The organism is Methyloceanibacter sp. (genome assembly GCF_049590335.1).
Lineage (GTDB): Bacteria > Pseudomonadota > Alphaproteobacteria > Rhizobiales > Methyloligellaceae > Methyloceanibacter.
This window is the reverse complement of the sequence record NZ_JBAWCQ010000038.1, coordinates 23,620-39,716: the sequence shown is the minus strand read 5'-3', so window position 1 is coordinate 39,716 and position 16,097 is coordinate 23,620. Positions and strand designations below refer to the sequence as shown.

Annotated in this window: 15 protein-coding genes; 11 read left to right on the top strand and 4 right to left on the bottom strand. The window is 61.3% G+C overall.

Annotation, left to right across the window (positions count from 1 at the left end; translation table 11 throughout):
- Window positions 1-177: 177 nt before the first annotated feature.
- From WBQ77_RS02710 to WBQ77_RS02685, 6 genes are all read left to right on the top strand, one after another.
- Complete coding sequence (locus WBQ77_RS02710; RefSeq protein ID WP_424044119.1) at window positions 178-840, top strand: peroxiredoxin; 663 nt, start codon at window positions 178-180, stop codon at window positions 838-840.
- A gap of 62 nt (window positions 841-902) precedes the next feature.
- Window positions 903-1,328, top strand: coding sequence for an NUDIX domain-containing protein (locus WBQ77_RS02705; protein WP_424044117.1), 426 nt, complete (start codon window positions 903-905; stop codon window positions 1,326-1,328).
- 65 nt (window positions 1,329-1,393) lie between these two features.
- Window positions 1,394-2,443 (top strand): ferrochelatase, encoded by a 1,050-nt coding sequence (hemH, locus tag WBQ77_RS02700; protein WP_424058810.1) that lies wholly within the window; start codon window positions 1,394-1,396, stop codon window positions 2,441-2,443.
- A gap of 59 nt (window positions 2,444-2,502) precedes the next feature.
- Window positions 2,503-2,889: a hypothetical protein gene (locus tag WBQ77_RS02695; protein WP_424044113.1), complete on the top strand. Its 387-nt coding sequence runs from the start codon at window positions 2,503-2,505 to the stop codon at window positions 2,887-2,889.
- A 134-nt stretch (window positions 2,890-3,023) separates the two neighbouring features.
- Complete coding sequence (locus tag WBQ77_RS02690; protein WP_424044112.1) at window positions 3,024-4,010, top strand: SPFH domain-containing protein; 987 nt, start codon at window positions 3,024-3,026, stop codon at window positions 4,008-4,010.
- A 12-nt stretch (window positions 4,011-4,022) separates the two neighbouring features.
- A complete protein-coding gene (locus tag WBQ77_RS02685; protein WP_424058807.1) occupies window positions 4,023-4,478 on the top strand; it encodes an NfeD family protein in 456 nt (151 codons plus the stop codon).
- Window positions 4,479-4,489: 11 nt separating this feature from the next.
- On the opposite strand, the gene WBQ77_RS02680 is transcribed toward WBQ77_RS02685, so the two are convergent.
- Entirely contained in the window at window positions 4,490-4,723 is a 234-nt protein-coding gene (locus WBQ77_RS02680; RefSeq protein WP_424044108.1) for a hypothetical protein, read from the bottom strand.
- Between the two features lie 53 nt (window positions 4,724-4,776).
- Complete coding sequence (glpD, locus tag WBQ77_RS02675) at window positions 4,777-6,276, bottom strand: glycerol-3-phosphate dehydrogenase (protein WP_424058805.1); 1,500 nt, start codon at window positions 6,274-6,276, stop codon at window positions 4,777-4,779.
- A gap of 148 nt (window positions 6,277-6,424) precedes the next feature.
- Between glpD and WBQ77_RS02670 the strand changes: the two genes are divergently transcribed.
- Window positions 6,425-8,080: a radical SAM protein gene (locus WBQ77_RS02670; RefSeq protein WP_424058803.1), complete on the top strand. Its 1,656-nt coding sequence runs from the start codon at window positions 6,425-6,427 to the stop codon at window positions 8,078-8,080.
- Here the strand turns inward: WBQ77_RS02670 and WBQ77_RS02665 are convergent.
- Window positions 8,077-9,084 (bottom strand): KpsF/GutQ family sugar-phosphate isomerase, encoded by a 1,008-nt coding sequence (locus WBQ77_RS02665; protein ID WP_424044105.1) that lies wholly within the window; start codon window positions 9,082-9,084, stop codon window positions 8,077-8,079. The two genes, WBQ77_RS02670 and WBQ77_RS02665, sit on opposite strands and share 4 nt — an antisense overlap.
- 390 nt (window positions 9,085-9,474) lie before the next feature.
- Between WBQ77_RS02665 and WBQ77_RS02660 the strand changes: the two genes are divergently transcribed.
- Complete coding sequence (locus WBQ77_RS02660; RefSeq protein WP_424058801.1) at window positions 9,475-11,007, top strand: outer membrane beta-barrel protein; 1,533 nt, start codon at window positions 9,475-9,477, stop codon at window positions 11,005-11,007.
- Window positions 11,008-11,024: 17 nt separating this feature from the next.
- On the opposite strand, the gene galU is transcribed toward WBQ77_RS02660, so the two are convergent.
- Window positions 11,025-11,897: a UTP--glucose-1-phosphate uridylyltransferase GalU gene (galU, locus tag WBQ77_RS02655; protein ID WP_424058799.1), complete on the bottom strand. Its 873-nt coding sequence runs from the start codon at window positions 11,895-11,897 to the stop codon at window positions 11,025-11,027.
- 162 nt (window positions 11,898-12,059) lie between these two features.
- On the opposite strand from galU, the gene galE reads away from it, so the two are divergent.
- The 3 genes from galE (at window position 12,060) to WBQ77_RS02640 (ending at window position 16,089) form a co-directional block, all read left to right on the top strand.
- Window positions 12,060-13,052: a UDP-glucose 4-epimerase GalE gene (gene galE, locus WBQ77_RS02650; protein ID WP_424044101.1), complete on the top strand. Its 993-nt coding sequence runs from the start codon at window positions 12,060-12,062 to the stop codon at window positions 13,050-13,052.
- 103 nt (window positions 13,053-13,155) lie between these two features.
- Window positions 13,156-14,463, top strand: coding sequence for a lytic murein transglycosylase (locus WBQ77_RS02645; RefSeq protein ID WP_424058797.1), 1,308 nt, complete (start codon window positions 13,156-13,158; stop codon window positions 14,461-14,463).
- 84 nt (window positions 14,464-14,547) lie between these two features.
- A complete protein-coding gene (locus WBQ77_RS02640) occupies window positions 14,548-16,089 on the top strand; it encodes a lytic murein transglycosylase (protein WP_424058794.1) in 1,542 nt (513 codons plus the stop codon).
- Window positions 16,090-16,097: the final 8 nt, after the last annotated feature.

Sequence of the window (16,097 nt, the reverse complement as noted above, 5' to 3'; positions counted from 1 at the left end):
TCGGGCTCCTGCTATTCCTTGCCTCGCTTGGGCCTGTTCGGCCTTTCTGACGGGTCCGCACGACCGCAAGTCCAATTGTCGCATTCAAATCGCGGTTGCGGCGTAAGCTCGGCGTTCCCAAATTAGGCTCCGGGCAGCCCGGCCGACCATTCCTGATGTGATCCATGGAGGACAGTGATGACGCTTCAACTCGGCGATACCGCCCCGGACTTCGAGGCCGACACGACGGACGGCCGCATTCGGTTTTACGATTGGCTCGGCGATTCTTGGGCGGTGATCTTCTCGCACCCCAAGGACTTCACGCCGGTCTGCACCACCGAGCTTGGCTACATGGCCAAGATCAAGCCGGAGTTCGATAAGCGGGGCGTCAAGATCATCGGACTGAGCGTCGACTCCGTCGAATCCCATGAAAAGTGGAAGGCCGACATCGCCGACACGCAGGGTTCGGAGCCGACCTATCCCATGATCGGCGATACCGATCTCTCTGTTTCCAAGCTCTACGGCATGTTGCCGGCCGGCGCCGGGAACACGTCCGAGGGCCGCACGGCCATGGACAATCAGACCGTGCGGAACGTTTTCGTGATCGGGCCCGACAAGAAGATCAAGCTTATCTTGGTCTATCCGATGACTACGGGGCGCAATTTCGACGAGGTGTTGCGGGTCATCGATTCCATGCAGCTCACGGCCAAACATCGCGTGGCGACGCCGGTCAATTGGACGCAGGGCGACGATGTGATCATCGTGCCCTCCGTCTCGGACGACGAAGCCAAGACGATCCATCCGGATGGCTGGGAGACCCTGCGACCATATCTTCGGATCGTGTCGCAGCCGAAGGATTAGCGGTTCTGCCGTGGGCAGCCGGTCCCTTTTGGCTGCCCATCGCTCCCGCTTAGGTCGATCCGATGGGATTTCCTTCAACGCCAGCGCTCACGGTCGACTGCGTCGTCTTCGACCCGAAGGGACGCGTTCTCCTCATTCGCCGGGGGCATGAGCCCTTCAAAGGGGAGTACGCGCTGCCCGGCGGATTTGTGGATGTGGGAGAGACCGTCGAGGACGGTTGCCGCCGGGAATTGCGCGAAGAGACGGGGCTGTCCGTCGGCGATCTCTACCTCGTCGGTATGTACTCCGACCCCGCCCGAGACCCCAGAGGGCACACGGCCAGTGCGGCTTTTCTCGCCCAATTGATCGCGCCCGCAGACCCCGTCGCCGGCGATGATGCCGCCGCGGCGGAGTGGATCGAGAATTGGCGGGGCGAGCAGCTTGCCTTCGATCACGCCCAGATTCTCGGCGATGCGGAAAAATTTCTGGCGGCAATCTCTCAAGACTAGGCGCGGCCGGTGCAATATTCTATTTACGGGCAACCCTTGAGAGGTCAGAACCAGGGAGTGCGCCGATGAACCAGAGCCCTCCAGCGAAAGCCTTTACCGAACCGTACGATTGCCGGTCGCAACCCTTCGGCAAGATCGGCGTGTTATTGGTCAATCTGGGTACGCCGGACGACACCGATTACTGGTCGATGCGGCGCTATCTCAAGGAGTTCCTATCCGATCGCCGAGTGATCGAGGTCAACCGGCTCATCTGGTGGCCCATCCTCAACGGGATCGTGCTGACCACTCGCCCCTCCAAGAGCGGCGAAGCTTATCGTTCGATCTGGAACGAGGAGCTGGACGAGTCTCCGCTCCGGACCATCACGCGCTCCCAAGCCGAGAAGATCGCAGACGGGCTTGGCCACCGTGAAGAGGTGATCGTGGATTGGGCCATGCGATACGGCAATCCGACTATCACCGGCCGGGTGCAGGCGCTGGTCGAGCAGGGCTGCGACAGACTGCTCGTGTTTCCGCTTTATCCGCAATATGCGGCCGCGACCACGGCGACGGTCAACGATACGGTCTTCGACAAGCTCAAATCGATGCGCTGGCAGCCGACGCTACGCACGGTGCCGCCTTATCCGGCCGACCCCGTCTTTATCGAGGCGCTCGCGGATTCCATACGCGCGCATCTTAAGACACTCGATTTCGAGCCCGAGGTGATCCTCGCCTCCTATCACGGTCTTCCCAAGGCATATGTGACGAAGGGCGACCCCTATCAGTGCCAGTGCATGGACACGAGCGATGCGCTGCGAGCCGCGCTTGGGCCGCTGGGCAGTAAGTTGAAGACGACGTTCCAGTCCCGCTTCGGTAAGGCGGAGTGGCTGCAGCCCTATACGGACAAGACGGTCGAAGCGCTTGCGCGGGATGGCGTCAAACGCATGGCCGTTCTCACGCCGGGCTTCGCCGCCGATTGCGTGGAGACGCTGGAAGAGATCAATGGCGAGGCTCGGGAGATCTTTCTCGAGCATGGCGGCGAGGCGTTTAGCTTTATCCCTTGCTTGAACGACTCTGAGGGCGGTATTCGCGTCTTGCTTCATCTCATCGAGCGCGAGTTGAAGGGCTGGGTCGGCTAGAAGAGGGTTGCGGGTCGGTGTTTCGTTCTGGTTGTTTGAGGGTTGCGCTTGCGGTGTTTGTGAGCGTTGCAGCATTGGGTGTGTCGGTGTCGGTGGCCGCCGAGCGTTGGGCCTATATCGACGTAGCCGGTGCGCCTGGAGATGGGAAAGAGGCGCTCGAGAACGCCCTGTCGAACCAGTTACTGGATCGCGGCTTTACCGTTACGGGAACGCCCGCTGCGCAGGCATATGAAATACAAGGCATGGTGCGCCTGTTTCCTGCGGGACGCGGCGAAGAGACGATCCGGATCGATTGGACGGTGTTCGGTCCGGAAGGCCTGCGGCTCGGCAACGTGACCCAGACTAATGTGATCCCCAAAGGATCGCTCAACCGGCGCTGGGGGCCTGCGGCGGAAGCGGCGGCCTCGGCGGCGGCGCAGGACATCATGCAATATATCGCCCAGTAATTGCGCCGCCGGGTCCCTTAAAACCGGACCCGCTCTCCCCATCTATGGTGTAATCAATCGTAGAGGCGCCGTCCGCTGGTCACGCTGAGATCGTGATGGTCTGGCGGCGCCAGCGTGCTCTGGGGAGGTGCTGGATGTTCGGCTTCGATATTTTCGTTATTGCTCTGCTCGTCCTTTTCGTCGTAACGGTCGTCGCGGCCGTCAAGATTGTTCCGCAAGGCTTCAACTACACCGTCGAGCGCTTCGGGCGGTACACTCGCACGCTGACGCCTGGTCTGACCCTCATCATCCCCTTCATCGACCGTATCGGCCGCAAGCTCAACATGATGGAGCAGGTGATCAACGTGCCGAGCCAGGAGGTGATCACCCGCGACAACGCGATGGTGCGGGTAGATGGCGTGGGCTTCTTTCAGGTCTTGGATGCACCACGGGCGAGCTACGAGGTCACAAATCTCGAAAGAGCCATTCTCAACCTCACCATGACGAATATCCGCACGGTTATGGGGTCGATGGATCTAGACAAGCTCCTGTCCGAGCGCGACGAGATCAATCATCGCCTGTTGACCGTGGTCGACGAGGCAACGCACGCCTGGGGCGTGAAGGTCACGCGTATCGAAATCAAGGATATTGAGCCGCCGCGCGATCTGGTCGACGCCATGGCTCGGCAGATGAAGGCCGAGCGCGACAAGCGAGCGGCCGTTCTCACCGCCGAAGGCGAACGCCAGGCGGCAATACTGTCGGCTGAAGGCGAGAAGCAGGCACAAATTCTGGCAGCCGAGGGCCGGCGCGAGGCAGCCTATCGCGATGCGGAGGCGCGGGAACGCGAGGCCGAGGCGGAAGCGCGGGCCACCGCGATGGTGAGCGAGGCTATCGCCTCCGGCAGCGTGCAGGCCATCAACTACTTTATCGCCAACAATTATGTGGGCGCGCTGAAGGCGCTGGCCGAGGCCGACAACCAGAAGGTCCTGCTTATGCCGCTTGAGTCGTCGTCCGTCATCGGTTCCATAGCCGGCATCTCGGAGATCGCGCGCGAAGCCTTCGGGGGCGATTCGTTGTCTTCGGCAACGGACCAAGGCACCTCGCGTCCCAGGCGGGGCCGCGGGTCGGTGCCGAAAGTTTAGGGACAAGCCACAATGATGGAGACACTCCTCACTCTTGGTCCTTGGATTTGGCTGATCCTGGCGGCTTTCCTGCTCGTTCTCGAGATGCTGGCGCCCGGGGTCTTCTTCATGTGGTTCGGATTCGCCGCGCTTCTGACGGGTGTCATTGCGTTGCGATACGACGTGGCCTGGCAGTGGCAGTTGATCTGGTTTGGCGGTCTGTCCCTCGTCACCGTGATTCTGGTTAACCGCTACTTACGGAAAAATCCCATGGAAAGCGATGCGCCGCTCCTCAATCAGCGCACGGCGCAATTTATCGGTCGGACATTCGCGCTGGCGGACCCGATCGAGAATGGCCGCGGCAGCGTGCACGCCGGCGATACGATCTGGCCTGTCGAGGGGCCGGCACTACCCAAGGGGGCACAGGTCAAGGTCGTCGGCGCCGACGGGACCGTGCTGAAGGTCGAGCCTGTGATCCCCGACGCTTAAGCCCGGCTCCCTCAAGCTATCAGGGCGATGTCGGAAATCTCGTTGGGTATCGTTCCCGAAATGGTCTCGCACGCCCAAAGGCCTGTGGCGGTCCGCGTCCGGCCCGACCCGGTGACGCTCACATCAGCGAAGCCCGCTTCACGCAGTTTGTCGGCGACCATCTCGTTCGAGGCCACGCTTTGCAGTAGCCCGAGCGTAATCGTGGCTTTGTAGCGCTTGCCCTTTTCGACCATGAAGTCCGCCATTCGTCCCCCGAAGCTGTGCGAGCCGTGTCTCAGGCCTTTTTCTAGGCGTTCTCCTAGATCTTGGCGAACCAGTCTTCGACCGTCTCGCGCGCTGCTTGATCCAGGAACAAACGAAGCTTGGTGCGGCGTAGGAGAAAGTCCTCGCCGGTCCTCGCGTCCTCGACCGATGCAGCGTGTTCCAACTCCGCACGTGGCACGCCGGGCACAATTTCCTTGGCGAGCGCCGGCTCTTTTTCGATCCGCGCGTAGAGATCGTCGATCTTGTCGCCATAGGTGAAGGCCCAGTGCCGCCGCGTTCGCGGCGAAACCGATGCCGGTCCTTCCTTCACGCGGCTAAGCAAGGCCTCGCGATCCAGCGTGCCCCCATAGGTGGGAACGCCCTTCGTCCAGCTCGGGCCCATTCCGAGGCCGAGCGTCTGGAGGTGGTCGAGCACTTGCTCGGCCGTCGTCCGGTGGGTGGTCAGCTTGCCGCCAACCAGCGACACGAACCCGCCCTGGCCTTGGGTTTTAGTATCTATGGTGACCTCACGGCTCAGGCGGCTTGGGGATGCGCTCGCGCTGCCATGCAGGGTCCGCAAGCCCGCCCAGTCATAGACAATGTCACTCTCGGTCGCCGGCCCGCCGGCCCGCGCGAAATAGCGATTGTAGGAAGCGAGGAGATAAGCTTTCTCCTCCGGCGAGCAGACGGCCCGGTTGGGGTCGCCGCCTTGAGGCACATCGGTGGTACCGATCATGAGAAAGTGCCCGTCAAGCCAAGGAATGACGAAGATGATGCGTTCGCCCTCGTCCTGGAGCGTATAGGCACACAGCTCGGCGGGCTCCGGCATGGGCAGCACGATGTGGCTACCCCGTACGAGCCGGATATCTTTCGGCGAGGGGCCTTGCGGAATCATGGCATCCACGTCGCCGACAAACGGCCCCGCCGTGTTGACCACGAAGCGGGTGTCGATCTCTTTGGTCTGACCCCGCTCGGAAATCGTGACGGTGTAGCCGTTTTCGCGGGACACGATCGCCGTCACCGCGCGGCGGTTGGCAATGTCGGCGCCGCGCGCGCGCGCATCCAGAGCCCCGCTCAGCGTCAGCCGCGCATCATCGGCATGGGCGTCGTGGTAGTGCAGCACCGCTTTGAGATGATCCTGACGCAGGCGGGGCAGGGCATCGACTTCGTCTTGCGGGAGGCGGCCGCTCGCGGGCATCCCATCGCCGAGCGACAGGAGATCGTAGAGCGCGAGCCCCGTATGGACGAACCAGGCGCTGCGATCCTGCCAATCGAAAATCGGCAGGAGGAACTTTAGAGGCGAGACGAGATGCGGTGCCGTTTTCAACAAACCCGCGCGTTCGGACAGGGACTCGCGCACAAGTTTGAACTCCATGTGTTCGAGGTAGCGCAAGCCTCCATGGGCCAATTTGGATGAGGCCGAGGACGTAAGGCTGGCATAGTCGTCGCGCTCGGCCAGCACGACTTTCAGACCCCGGCCCACGGCATCCCGGGCAATTGCCGCCCCGTGGATTCCCCCGCCGACAACCAGAAGATCGACCATACTCTCTGGCATTAATCTCTGCCTCGATTTGGGCCAGCGTCCTGCTCAAAAATCGGGTAAGGTCGCCACGCCTCGGTTGGTTTGCGGGGGTAGATGTTGTTTCCCCGTCCTACTAGTCTGATAGCAATTTGAATAGAATCGCCCGTACCAGAAGGATCTCATGGCCGATATTGTCATCGTCAATCCGCGTTTCGACATCTCTTTTTGGGGGCTTGAGCATTGCATGCCCCTGTTCGGAAAGCAGGCGAATCTGCCGGTCGCCTGCTTAGGCCTCTTGGCAGCCCTTGTGCCAGACCATCATGACGTGACCCTTGTCGACGAGAATGTCGAGGACATCGACTTCGATCGCCTAGCGCGGGCCGATATGGTGTGCGTCACAGGCATGAATATTCAAGGGCGCCGGCTCATCGAGATTCTCGAGGAAGTCCGTGCCCGCGGCGTTATGACGGTCGTCGGCGGCCCAATGGCTACGGTCGAACCGGAGGCGCTCGAAGGGCTGGCCGACGTACTCTTCAAAGGTGAAGCGGACGAGACCTGGCCCGAGTTTTTGGCCGCCTGGGAAAAAGGCGAGCACAAATCCTACTATGAGCAGCCGGAAAAGACCGACGTTACGACGTTACCGGTGCCGCGGACGGATCTTTTGAAGATAGAGCGTTACATGTTCGGCAGCATGCAGATTTCACGCGGCTGTCCGTTCACCTGCGAGTTCTGCGATATAATCGTTACGTTTGGCAGGCGCCCGCGCCTCAAGACGAGCGAACAGGTCGTCGCCGAGCTGGAGGACTTCCTAAAGGCTGGCTTTAAGATGGTGTTCGTGGTGGACGACAACCTCATCGGCAATAAGAAGGCGATCAAGGAAGTCTTGCGGGAGATTGTGAAGTGGCAGCAGGAGCGCGCCTATCCGCTGACGCTCTTTACGGAAGCCTCGCTCGACCTTGCCGAGGACGAGGAGCTCATGGAACTCATGGGGCTCGCAAACTTCCAGAACGTTTTTATCGGAATCGAGACGCCGAACGAAGAGTCGCTGCGGGAGACGAAGAAGCTTCAAAACGTGCGGCCGAACGCGGGCTCTCTCATCGAGCGCGTGCATCGCATCCAAGATCATGGGATCGATGTGTGGTGCGGTATGATTGTCGGCTTCGATCACGACGATCCTACCATATTCAAAGCCGTTCCTGAGTTCCTGACGCGCGCGCGCATTTCGACGGCGCTGGTGGGTCTTTTGCACGCGATCCCCACGACCCCGCTCTACAAGCGGCTTAGGGAAGCGGGTCGTCTGAATAACGAGAAAGATCACGACCAATACGGCACGAATGTTATTCCGCTTGGCATGTCGTCTGCGGAGCTAAGGAATGGTTTTATCCAGACGATGCAAGAATGCTATGAGGTCGATTCTTATTTCGAGCGGTTAGACGCGCAATTTTTCGATCAGAACTTTAAGTTCACGCTGCATGAGCTGCCCTACTGGTCGATCTGGCGAATGGCCTGGGCGAAGCGTGCATTCCTCAATTACGTGCGTTTCGGGGTCGTGAGTTCGCGTCTGTTGTCCCTGGTGAAGGAATCCCAACTTCGCGATCGCTACCGCAAGCAGCTGGCGCGGATTGTGAAGGAACGCTGGCGCGAGCCGCATATTCTCTTCATATACGCGTTGAAGGTGGCGACGCACTATCACTATGCGGAAGTGGCCCGCGCGGTTGCGGATGTTGATCCGGTTACTGGTGCTATGTCGGATGCCGGCAAGCCGTTTTCAAGGTCGCGCAAAGCCGATGTCGGGACGGACGATAAAGCGAAAGCCAAAGAAGCGATCGCCGCCTAGGCCACGCCGGCACGCAGCAAATCGTGAATATGGACAAGGCCAACAGGCCGTCCCTCTTCCACGACAAAGAGGGCTGTGATCGCCCGGGCGTTGATGATCTCAAGCGCCGCGCTCGCCATGATGCCGCGCGTCACAGTCTTCGGCGCGGGCGTCATGATCTCGGCCGCGCGGCGGTCGAGAAGACCATTGCCCATATTCCGGCGCAAGTCGCCGTCGGTAATGATCCCTTGTAGGACCCCGTCAGCATCGACGACACCAAGGCAGCCAAGGGCCTTTTCCGTCATCACCACAATCGCTTCGGACATCACCGTGTCGGCGCCGGTGAGAGGAAGGGCTGTTTCACTATGCATGAGATCGTCCACGAATTTTAGCCGGGCGCCAAGCTGACCACCGGGATGCAGCACACCGAAATCGAGCGCGGTGAAGCCCTTGCTTTCCAGGAGTGCGATGGCGATAGAGTCTCCGAGGGCCAATTGCATCATGGTCGAGGTCGTGGGGGCGAGCCCGTGCGGGCAGGCCTCCTTGGAGCGGGGCAGCGCCAAAACGACTTCCGCGGCCTTTGCGAGCGTGGAGTGCCGATTCGAAGTCACCGCGACGAGCGGTACGGCGAACCGCCGTGAATAGTACAGAATGTTTTCGAGCTCGACCGTCTCTCCCGACCAGGAGAACGCCAGGATCGCATCGTCGGGCGTGATCATGCCGAGGTCGCCATGGCTCGCCTCGCTCGGATGAACGAAATAGGCGGGCGTTCCGGTGGAGGCCAGCGTGGCGGAAACCTTCACGCCCACATGGCCGCTCTTTCCCATGCCGGTCACGATCACGCGGCCGCGGCAGCCGCGAAGGATGCCGAGCGCGGCGGCGAAGCTCTCCGAAAGATCCGCCGCAAGGGCTTCCTGCAAGGCGCTCAGACCCTCGGCCTCGAGCTGCAATGTCCTCGTGGCCGAGGCGACGGCCTCGCTATGGTCTTCGGCTCTCGATAAATCCCGTTTCAAACTGGCGGACATAGGCTGGTATTCCCCCTCTTCGGCGCGCAATTCTAACATGGAATAAGGCATTGAAAGGTCGAGCCAAGATCATTTCGGGACGCCGATAAACGCCTCGTTAACCCTGTCTCCCCTAGGCTCTTAAGGTCAACGGGTCCCGGTGCGGAACTCTCGCTGTCGGGGGGGCTTCGCGCAAGCCCAGGTTTAATCGAGGTGCGTCCTTGCCGCGTCGCCATACGTCCAGCGCACCGGCCGTGGCGCAGGACGTACCCGGCTCGCGCGGGAGCATCGGCTCGACCCCGGCGGCCAAGTACTACGGGCGCGGGTGCAACGAGCCCAAGCGGTCCCATCGGCGCCGGAGCCACATCGCCGCCAAGACGCCAGCGCGGAATCCAGCTGAGAGGCGGCATCGTGGACGATGCCGCTGGAGGCGGTTCGGCTCAGGACGGCTCGGGCCAGGGCGGCTTGCCAAACGATCTTGCCAACCAGCCGGTGGTCTCGGACCCGCTCGGCGGTATCGGCGACGACACCGGAACATCCCAGACAACGCAGAGCGCCACGACTGACGAGCCCCCTGAGATGAGGCCTTCGACCGTGGATCCCGGCCTGCGGGGCGCGGTCGTCGCGGAGGAGTCCGTTCCCGGCTTTGGGATCGACCAGGGCAGGGCGCAGCCCCCGGGCGTGGAAAATCCCTTTGGTAGGCCGCTTCTGACGCCGCTTCGGAATGATATTCTGGATGTCGATCCTGCGGAGGATCCGCTGGGGCTTCGCACCCGCCAGCTCGATCCGTTTATACCGCTCGGGACGCGTATCGGGAATTTCCTCATCTTCGCCGAGGCCGAACTCGGCGGGATCTTCACCGACAACCTGCTGGGCACACCTATCGGGAGCACGGACTATGCCTTCGAGTTCGCGCCGGAAGTTCGTTTGGAGTCGGATTGGGCGCGGCACGCATTCGAGGCGGAATTCACTGCCGACCGGAGCTGGTTCAACACGTTCTCGGTCGAGGACGACAAGATCTACGCAGCCTTTCTGCGCGGCCGGCTCGATGTAGGCGCGCGTACCAATTTGGAGCTCGAGCTCGGAAAAGCGCAGACCCAAGATGGCCGGAACGCCACCAACATTACGAACACCGCCGGTTTTCGCACTACTGTGCAGGAGGAGCAGATCTCGGCCACGGCTACGCACAATTTCAACCGGCTCACGGTCGAGGTGGAGGGCAGCATTTCCACCTTCGACTACGAGGACTTGACGGGCGTGCAGCTAGCGATCGTGGACGCTGTGGTGGGGCGGGAAATCCCGCAAGAAGATGTCCGCGATTATCGCGAGAACGAACTGACCATACGCGGCATCTATGAGTTCAACCCTGACTTGGGGCTATATATCGAAGGGGAAAGAGCTGAGGGCGTGTACGAGCAGCCGGTCACGTTCTCAGGCCTTACGCGCGACCCGAGCGGCTTTGCGATCCTCGCGGGGACGACATTCGCGTTCAGTGACGCCTTCTACGGTGACATAAGCGTCGGATGGGGCGAGCAAAACTCGATTGCCGACGATACCGCGCCCATCGAAGGCGTCTTGTTCAACGCAGACATTGTTTGGATGCCGTCACCGATGACACTTGTCGAGTTCATCGCCAGCTCCTCCATCGACACGGCTAACACGGTAGATTCCCTTGGCGCTGTTTCTCGAAGCTACCGGCTCTCCTTGCAGCACGCGTTCTGGCGGTATCTCGTGGTAGGCGGTTATCTCAGCTATGAGACTGCGGACTATGTGGATAATCCGCTGGTCGATGACCGAATGCGCGAAGGGCTCACGTTCGAATATTTCTTCAATCCGAATATGTCCGTATACACCCGATACGAACATACGGACTTTATGTCGACGAATCGGTTCAGCGAGTACACGGAGAACGAGGTTCGGATTGGTATGCGCATCCGCAATTAGACGCAATCTCCCTCCGGTCAGAGCAGTTTCTTGATCTCGGCGACCACGGCGTCGCGCAAGTCCGGCCGTTCAAGGGCGTAAGCGACATTGGCGGCGAGAAAGCCGGGCTTCGAACCGCAGTCAAAGGCGCGGCCTTCATACTCCACCGCATAGAAGGGCTGCGTCTGCATCAGCGTCAGCATGGAGTCCGTCAGCTGAATCTCGCCGCCCGAGCCTTCCTCTTGCGCGGATAAGAGGTCGAAAACTTCGGGCTGCAGGATGTAACGGCCGAGAATGGTCAGGTTCGATGGTGCGGTGCCGGGCGCGGGCTTCTCCACCATGCCGGTGACGGGAAAAACATTGCCTTCGGCTTCGCCGATCGCCACCACACCGTAGTTCTTCGTCTGGTCTTGCGGAACGGGCTCGACCGCCAGGATATTGCCGCCATGAGCATTGTAGACGTCTAGCATCTGCGCGAGGCAGCCCTTGCCGGGCGCTTGCACGAGGACGTCCGGCAAAATCACGGCAAAGGGCTCGTCGCCGACGATTTCCCGGGCGCACCAAACCGCGTGGCCCAACCCCAAGGGTGCTTGCTGGCGGACGAAGCTCGCGGCGCCCGCTTCCGGAAGGCATGCGGCGAGTGTCTCGAGTTCGGCTGTTTTGCCTCGCTCGGCGAGCGTGTCCTCTACTTCCGGCAATCTGTCGAAATGGTCCTCGATCGTGCCCTTGTTGCGCCCCGTCACAAAAACGAAGTGCTCGATACCGGCTTCGCGGGCCTCGTCCACCACGTGCTGGATCAACGGGCGATCCACGACCGTCAGCATTTCTTTCGGCATGGCCTTGGTCGCGGGAAGAAAACGTGTCCCAAGCCCGGCGACAGGAAACACGGCTTTGCGAATGGGAGCGGGCATAAAGTCCTCTCTCGAAGCTATAGGCTGGACCCAGAGACGAATCAGGGGCAGGAATATCGCCGCTAGACATACCAAAATTTGGGCGCTTGGAAGTCCCCAAGACCTCCTTGCGATAGCACATAATAGAGCGCGTGAATCGCGGTTTTTCAGGGGTCGAAACACATGAGTGTGCTTGTCACAGGCGGTGCGGGCTATATCGGCAGCCATCTGGTGCTGGAGCTTCACGGTGCCGGTGAAGACGTTGTGGTCCTCGACAATCTGTCGACCGGTTTTCGTTCGGCGGTCCCGGACGCGGCTAGGTTCATCGAGGGCGATGTGGGCGACCGCGCGCTGGTCAGCCGGATCCTCCGCGAGCATCCCATCGACGCGATCCTGCATTTCGCGGGGTCGATCATCGTGCCCGAGTCGATCACGGACCCGCTGGGCTATTATGGCAACAACACCTGCAACTCGCGAAACCTCTTGGCCTGCGCGGTCGATGCCGGGATGCCTCATTTTATCTTCTCGTCCACGGCAGCCGTTTACGGCGAACCGGAATACACGCCGATCGGGGAGGACGCGCAGCTTCGGCCTATCTCGCCCTATGGCAGTTCGAAACTCATGACCGAGACGATGCTTGCCGATACGGCGCGGGCGCATCCCTTGCGCTACGTGGCCTTGCGCTATTTCAACGTTGCCGGGGCCGATCCAGAGGGGAGAACGGGGCAATCCACGCCACGCGCCACCCATCTGATCAAGGTTGCGTCGGAAGCGGCTGTGGGCTCGAGGCCCGGGCTCGATGTGTTCGGAACGGATTATCAGACTCCGGATGGGACCTGTGTGCGCGACTACATCCATGTCACCGATCTGGTTCGGGCCCATCTCGACGCGTTGCGTTACCTGCGCGGCGGCGGTGAGAGCACGGTGCTGAATTGCGGCTACGGCAGGGGCTTCTCGGTTTTGGAAGTCGTGGACGCGGTGAAACGCGTTTCGGGCTTCGACTTTTCTGTCCGCACTGTGGATCGCCGCCCGGGCGACCCGCCGGACTTGGTTGCAGGAGCGGGGCGGATTCGCGAGGTCCTTGGCTGGGAGCCGCGGCTCAACGACCTCGATACGATCGTCGGGCACGCGCTGGCCTGGGAACGGCACCTCAAGAGCGGGCGCGGCACCGCCTAGGGACGCGCCGTTCGCCGTTTTCGCGCCAAACTCGCCTTTTCAAGGCCAAAGAGGCTCGCCACAGTTGGCAAGAAGATTCGTTTGGAGGCTTGAAGGACCGTCCATGGTGGCCACTTCGTTCATGCGTTCGCGTTTGGCGTTCGCGTTTGGATTCGCCCTTGCGCTGGCCGCAGTGCCGGGCGCGGGCGCGGCCAGCCCCACCTCCGATTACAAGGAGGCTGTCGAAGCCAGTTTCGCGCAGTGGCTGGACGGCTTATGGCCGGAGGCGGAAGCGGCCGGGGTCTCCCGCGCGACTTTCGATGCCCAGCTTAAGGGTCTCAAGCTCGACTGGTCGCTGCCGCAATTGGTGCCGCCGGACCCGGCCTATCCAGGGGGTCCGGCTTTGCCTGCCGCCATGAAGCCCAAGCCGAAGCCGCAGGCCGAGTTCGGCGTGCCGCAGAACTACTTCAAAGCACGCAGCCTGAACGCGCTCGCCAATAGCGGCCGTGCCAAATACCGGCAGCTTGCCCCCACGCTCAAGGCTATCGAAGAGCAGTATGGGGTTCCGGCCAGTATCGTCCTTGCCATTTGGGGCCGCGAGACCGGGTACGGTCGGGCGGCGCTGCCGCACGATGCCGTCACCGCGATCGCGACCCAGGCTTTCATGGGGCGGCGCGCGAATGAGTTCCGGCCGCATTTGATCGGCGCGCTTAAGATCGTCGAATTTGGCCATGCAACCCGTAAGATGATGAAGAGCTCCTGGGCAGGTGCGATGGGGCATACCCAGTTCCTGCCGGGTGATTTCGAAGACTACGCGGTGGATTTCGACGGTGATGGGCGGCGGGATATTTGGCGTTCGGTGCCCGACGCCCTAGCCAGTGCCGGAAATTCGCTCCGCAGCCAGGGCTGGGATGGCAAACAGCCCTGGGCCTATGAAGTGACGCTGCCGAAGAAATTCGACTGTACGCTGCAAGGCCCCGATCAGGCGCTGCCGATCAAGGAGTGGATCGATCTCGGGGTTCAACGCGTCAAGGGACGCCCATTTCCGGAAGACCGGCTGGGAGATTGGACTTTTCTCGTGCTCCCGGCCGGGATGAAGGGGCCGGCCTTCCTGGCCACCACCAATTTCTCGGTGCTGAAGCTCTATAACAACTCGGATGTCTATGCGATTTTCGTCGGCCACGTGGCCGATATGATCGCGTATAACACCCCGGTACAATTTGTCGGCACCTGGCATCCGGTGGAGCGCTTTACCCGGGATCGCGTTTTAAAGTTCCAAAAAGTGCTTGTTTCCCAGGGGCATGACGTTGGGAAGGTCGACGGGCTGGTCGGTTTCAAGACCCGGCAGAGCATCGGCAAGGAGGAGAAGGCGCGGGAGCTGCCCTTGACCTGCTACCCGAGCCACGCCTTGATTAACCAAGTGCTAAAGTAGGCCCTGTAATTCTACGCAAATGCGTAACGGCGGGTCTGCCACGGTTTTGCCCGCTCCAATTGCTAGGTTTCCGAAATGCGACCCATGAATTTCCCTAAGGCTCTGATTTCGGCCGCGTTGTCGGCCTGTTTGGTGTGTTTCTCCGCAGTAGCTGTGCCGACTACCGCTCATGCGGACCGGTTTCAGACCTGCGTGAAGAGCTTCTGGCCGGCCGCTAAGCGCGGTGGCGTCAGCCGGGAGACCTTCGAGCAGGCCACCGCAGGCATCATCCGCGACAGCGAGGTGATCGAGTCCGCCAAGTACCAGCCCGAATACAAGAAGCCCATGGGTGAGTATGTGGAGCGGGCCATCTCGCCGAAGCGGCTGACGATGGGCCAGCAGAAGCTCGTCGAGTATGGGGCGCTTCTCGATGCGGTCGAAGCCAAATATGGCGTTGACAAGCACATTGTCCTCGCGATCTGGGGCGTGGAATCGAACTACGGCACCAACAAGGGTGATAAGCACGTCATCCAGTCGCTGATGACTCTGGCGTGTTCGGGGGTCAAGTCAAAATTCGCCCGTGGGCAGATCGTTTCAGCACTGAAGATTCTTCAGCGCGGAGATACGGACCCTGAGCATTTCAACGGTTCGTGGGCCGGCGCTATGGGGCATACCCAGTTTATTCCCACTACCTATTCCGCTTATGCGGTTGATTTCGATGGCGACGGGCGCCGCGATATTTGGGACACGATCCCCGATGCCCTTGGGTCGACAGCCGCGTATTTGAAAAAGTCTCGCTGGAAGACCGGGCAGACCTGGGGTTACGAGGTGAAACTGCCTAAGAGTTACACGGCCAAGCGTTACAAGCGCGGGACTTCCCGGACGCTTGCGAGTTGGCAGAAGGCCGGCGTCAAGCGCGTCGACGGACAGCCTTTTCCCCGCCCGAGCGACAAGGCACAGCTCCTGTCGCCGGACGGACGCAAAGGGCCGTCCTTCCTGGTCGTGAACAATTTCCGCTCGCTCCTGCGCTACAATCAGGCGGACTCCTATGCGCTTGCCGTGGGTCATCTGGCCGACCGGCTGGCTGGCCGCAGTCCCTTCGTCCAGGCTTGGCCGACAAGCGAACGGCGTCTTTCCATGGAGCAGCGCATGGAGCTGCAGCGCCATCTGATTGCGCTTGGGCATCTGGAAGGCGACGTGGACGGCATTATCGGCAGCGGTACGCTCGAAGGTGTGCGCTCCTATCAGCGCGCGAAGAAGCTGCAGGTCGATGGTTATCCGACGCAGACGATTTTGACGAAGCTGCGGGCCGAGGCCCCGGCTGCGCCGGCCATGGTGCCTCAGTCGACGGCATCGATTCCGGCGCCACAAGCCGTGCCAGCCCAAGCTGTTCCGGCCCAGGCTGTCCCAGCTCCGGCTGTGCCGGCGCAGGCCGCCGTGCCGCAGGCGCTTGCGCCTCAAGCCCCTATGCCACAAGCCGCGCCACAGCTTCTTGCACCGGCGCAGCCACTGTCGCAGGGCGTCGCGCCTCCGGTCTATCCGCAACAGGCGCATCCGCTTCAGACGCTGCCCTGGGACTCGTGGCACACGGGCGGCATCGCGACCCATCCGCGAAGCGCCGCCGACGCGCCGCCTCCGGCGAATTAGTGTTATAG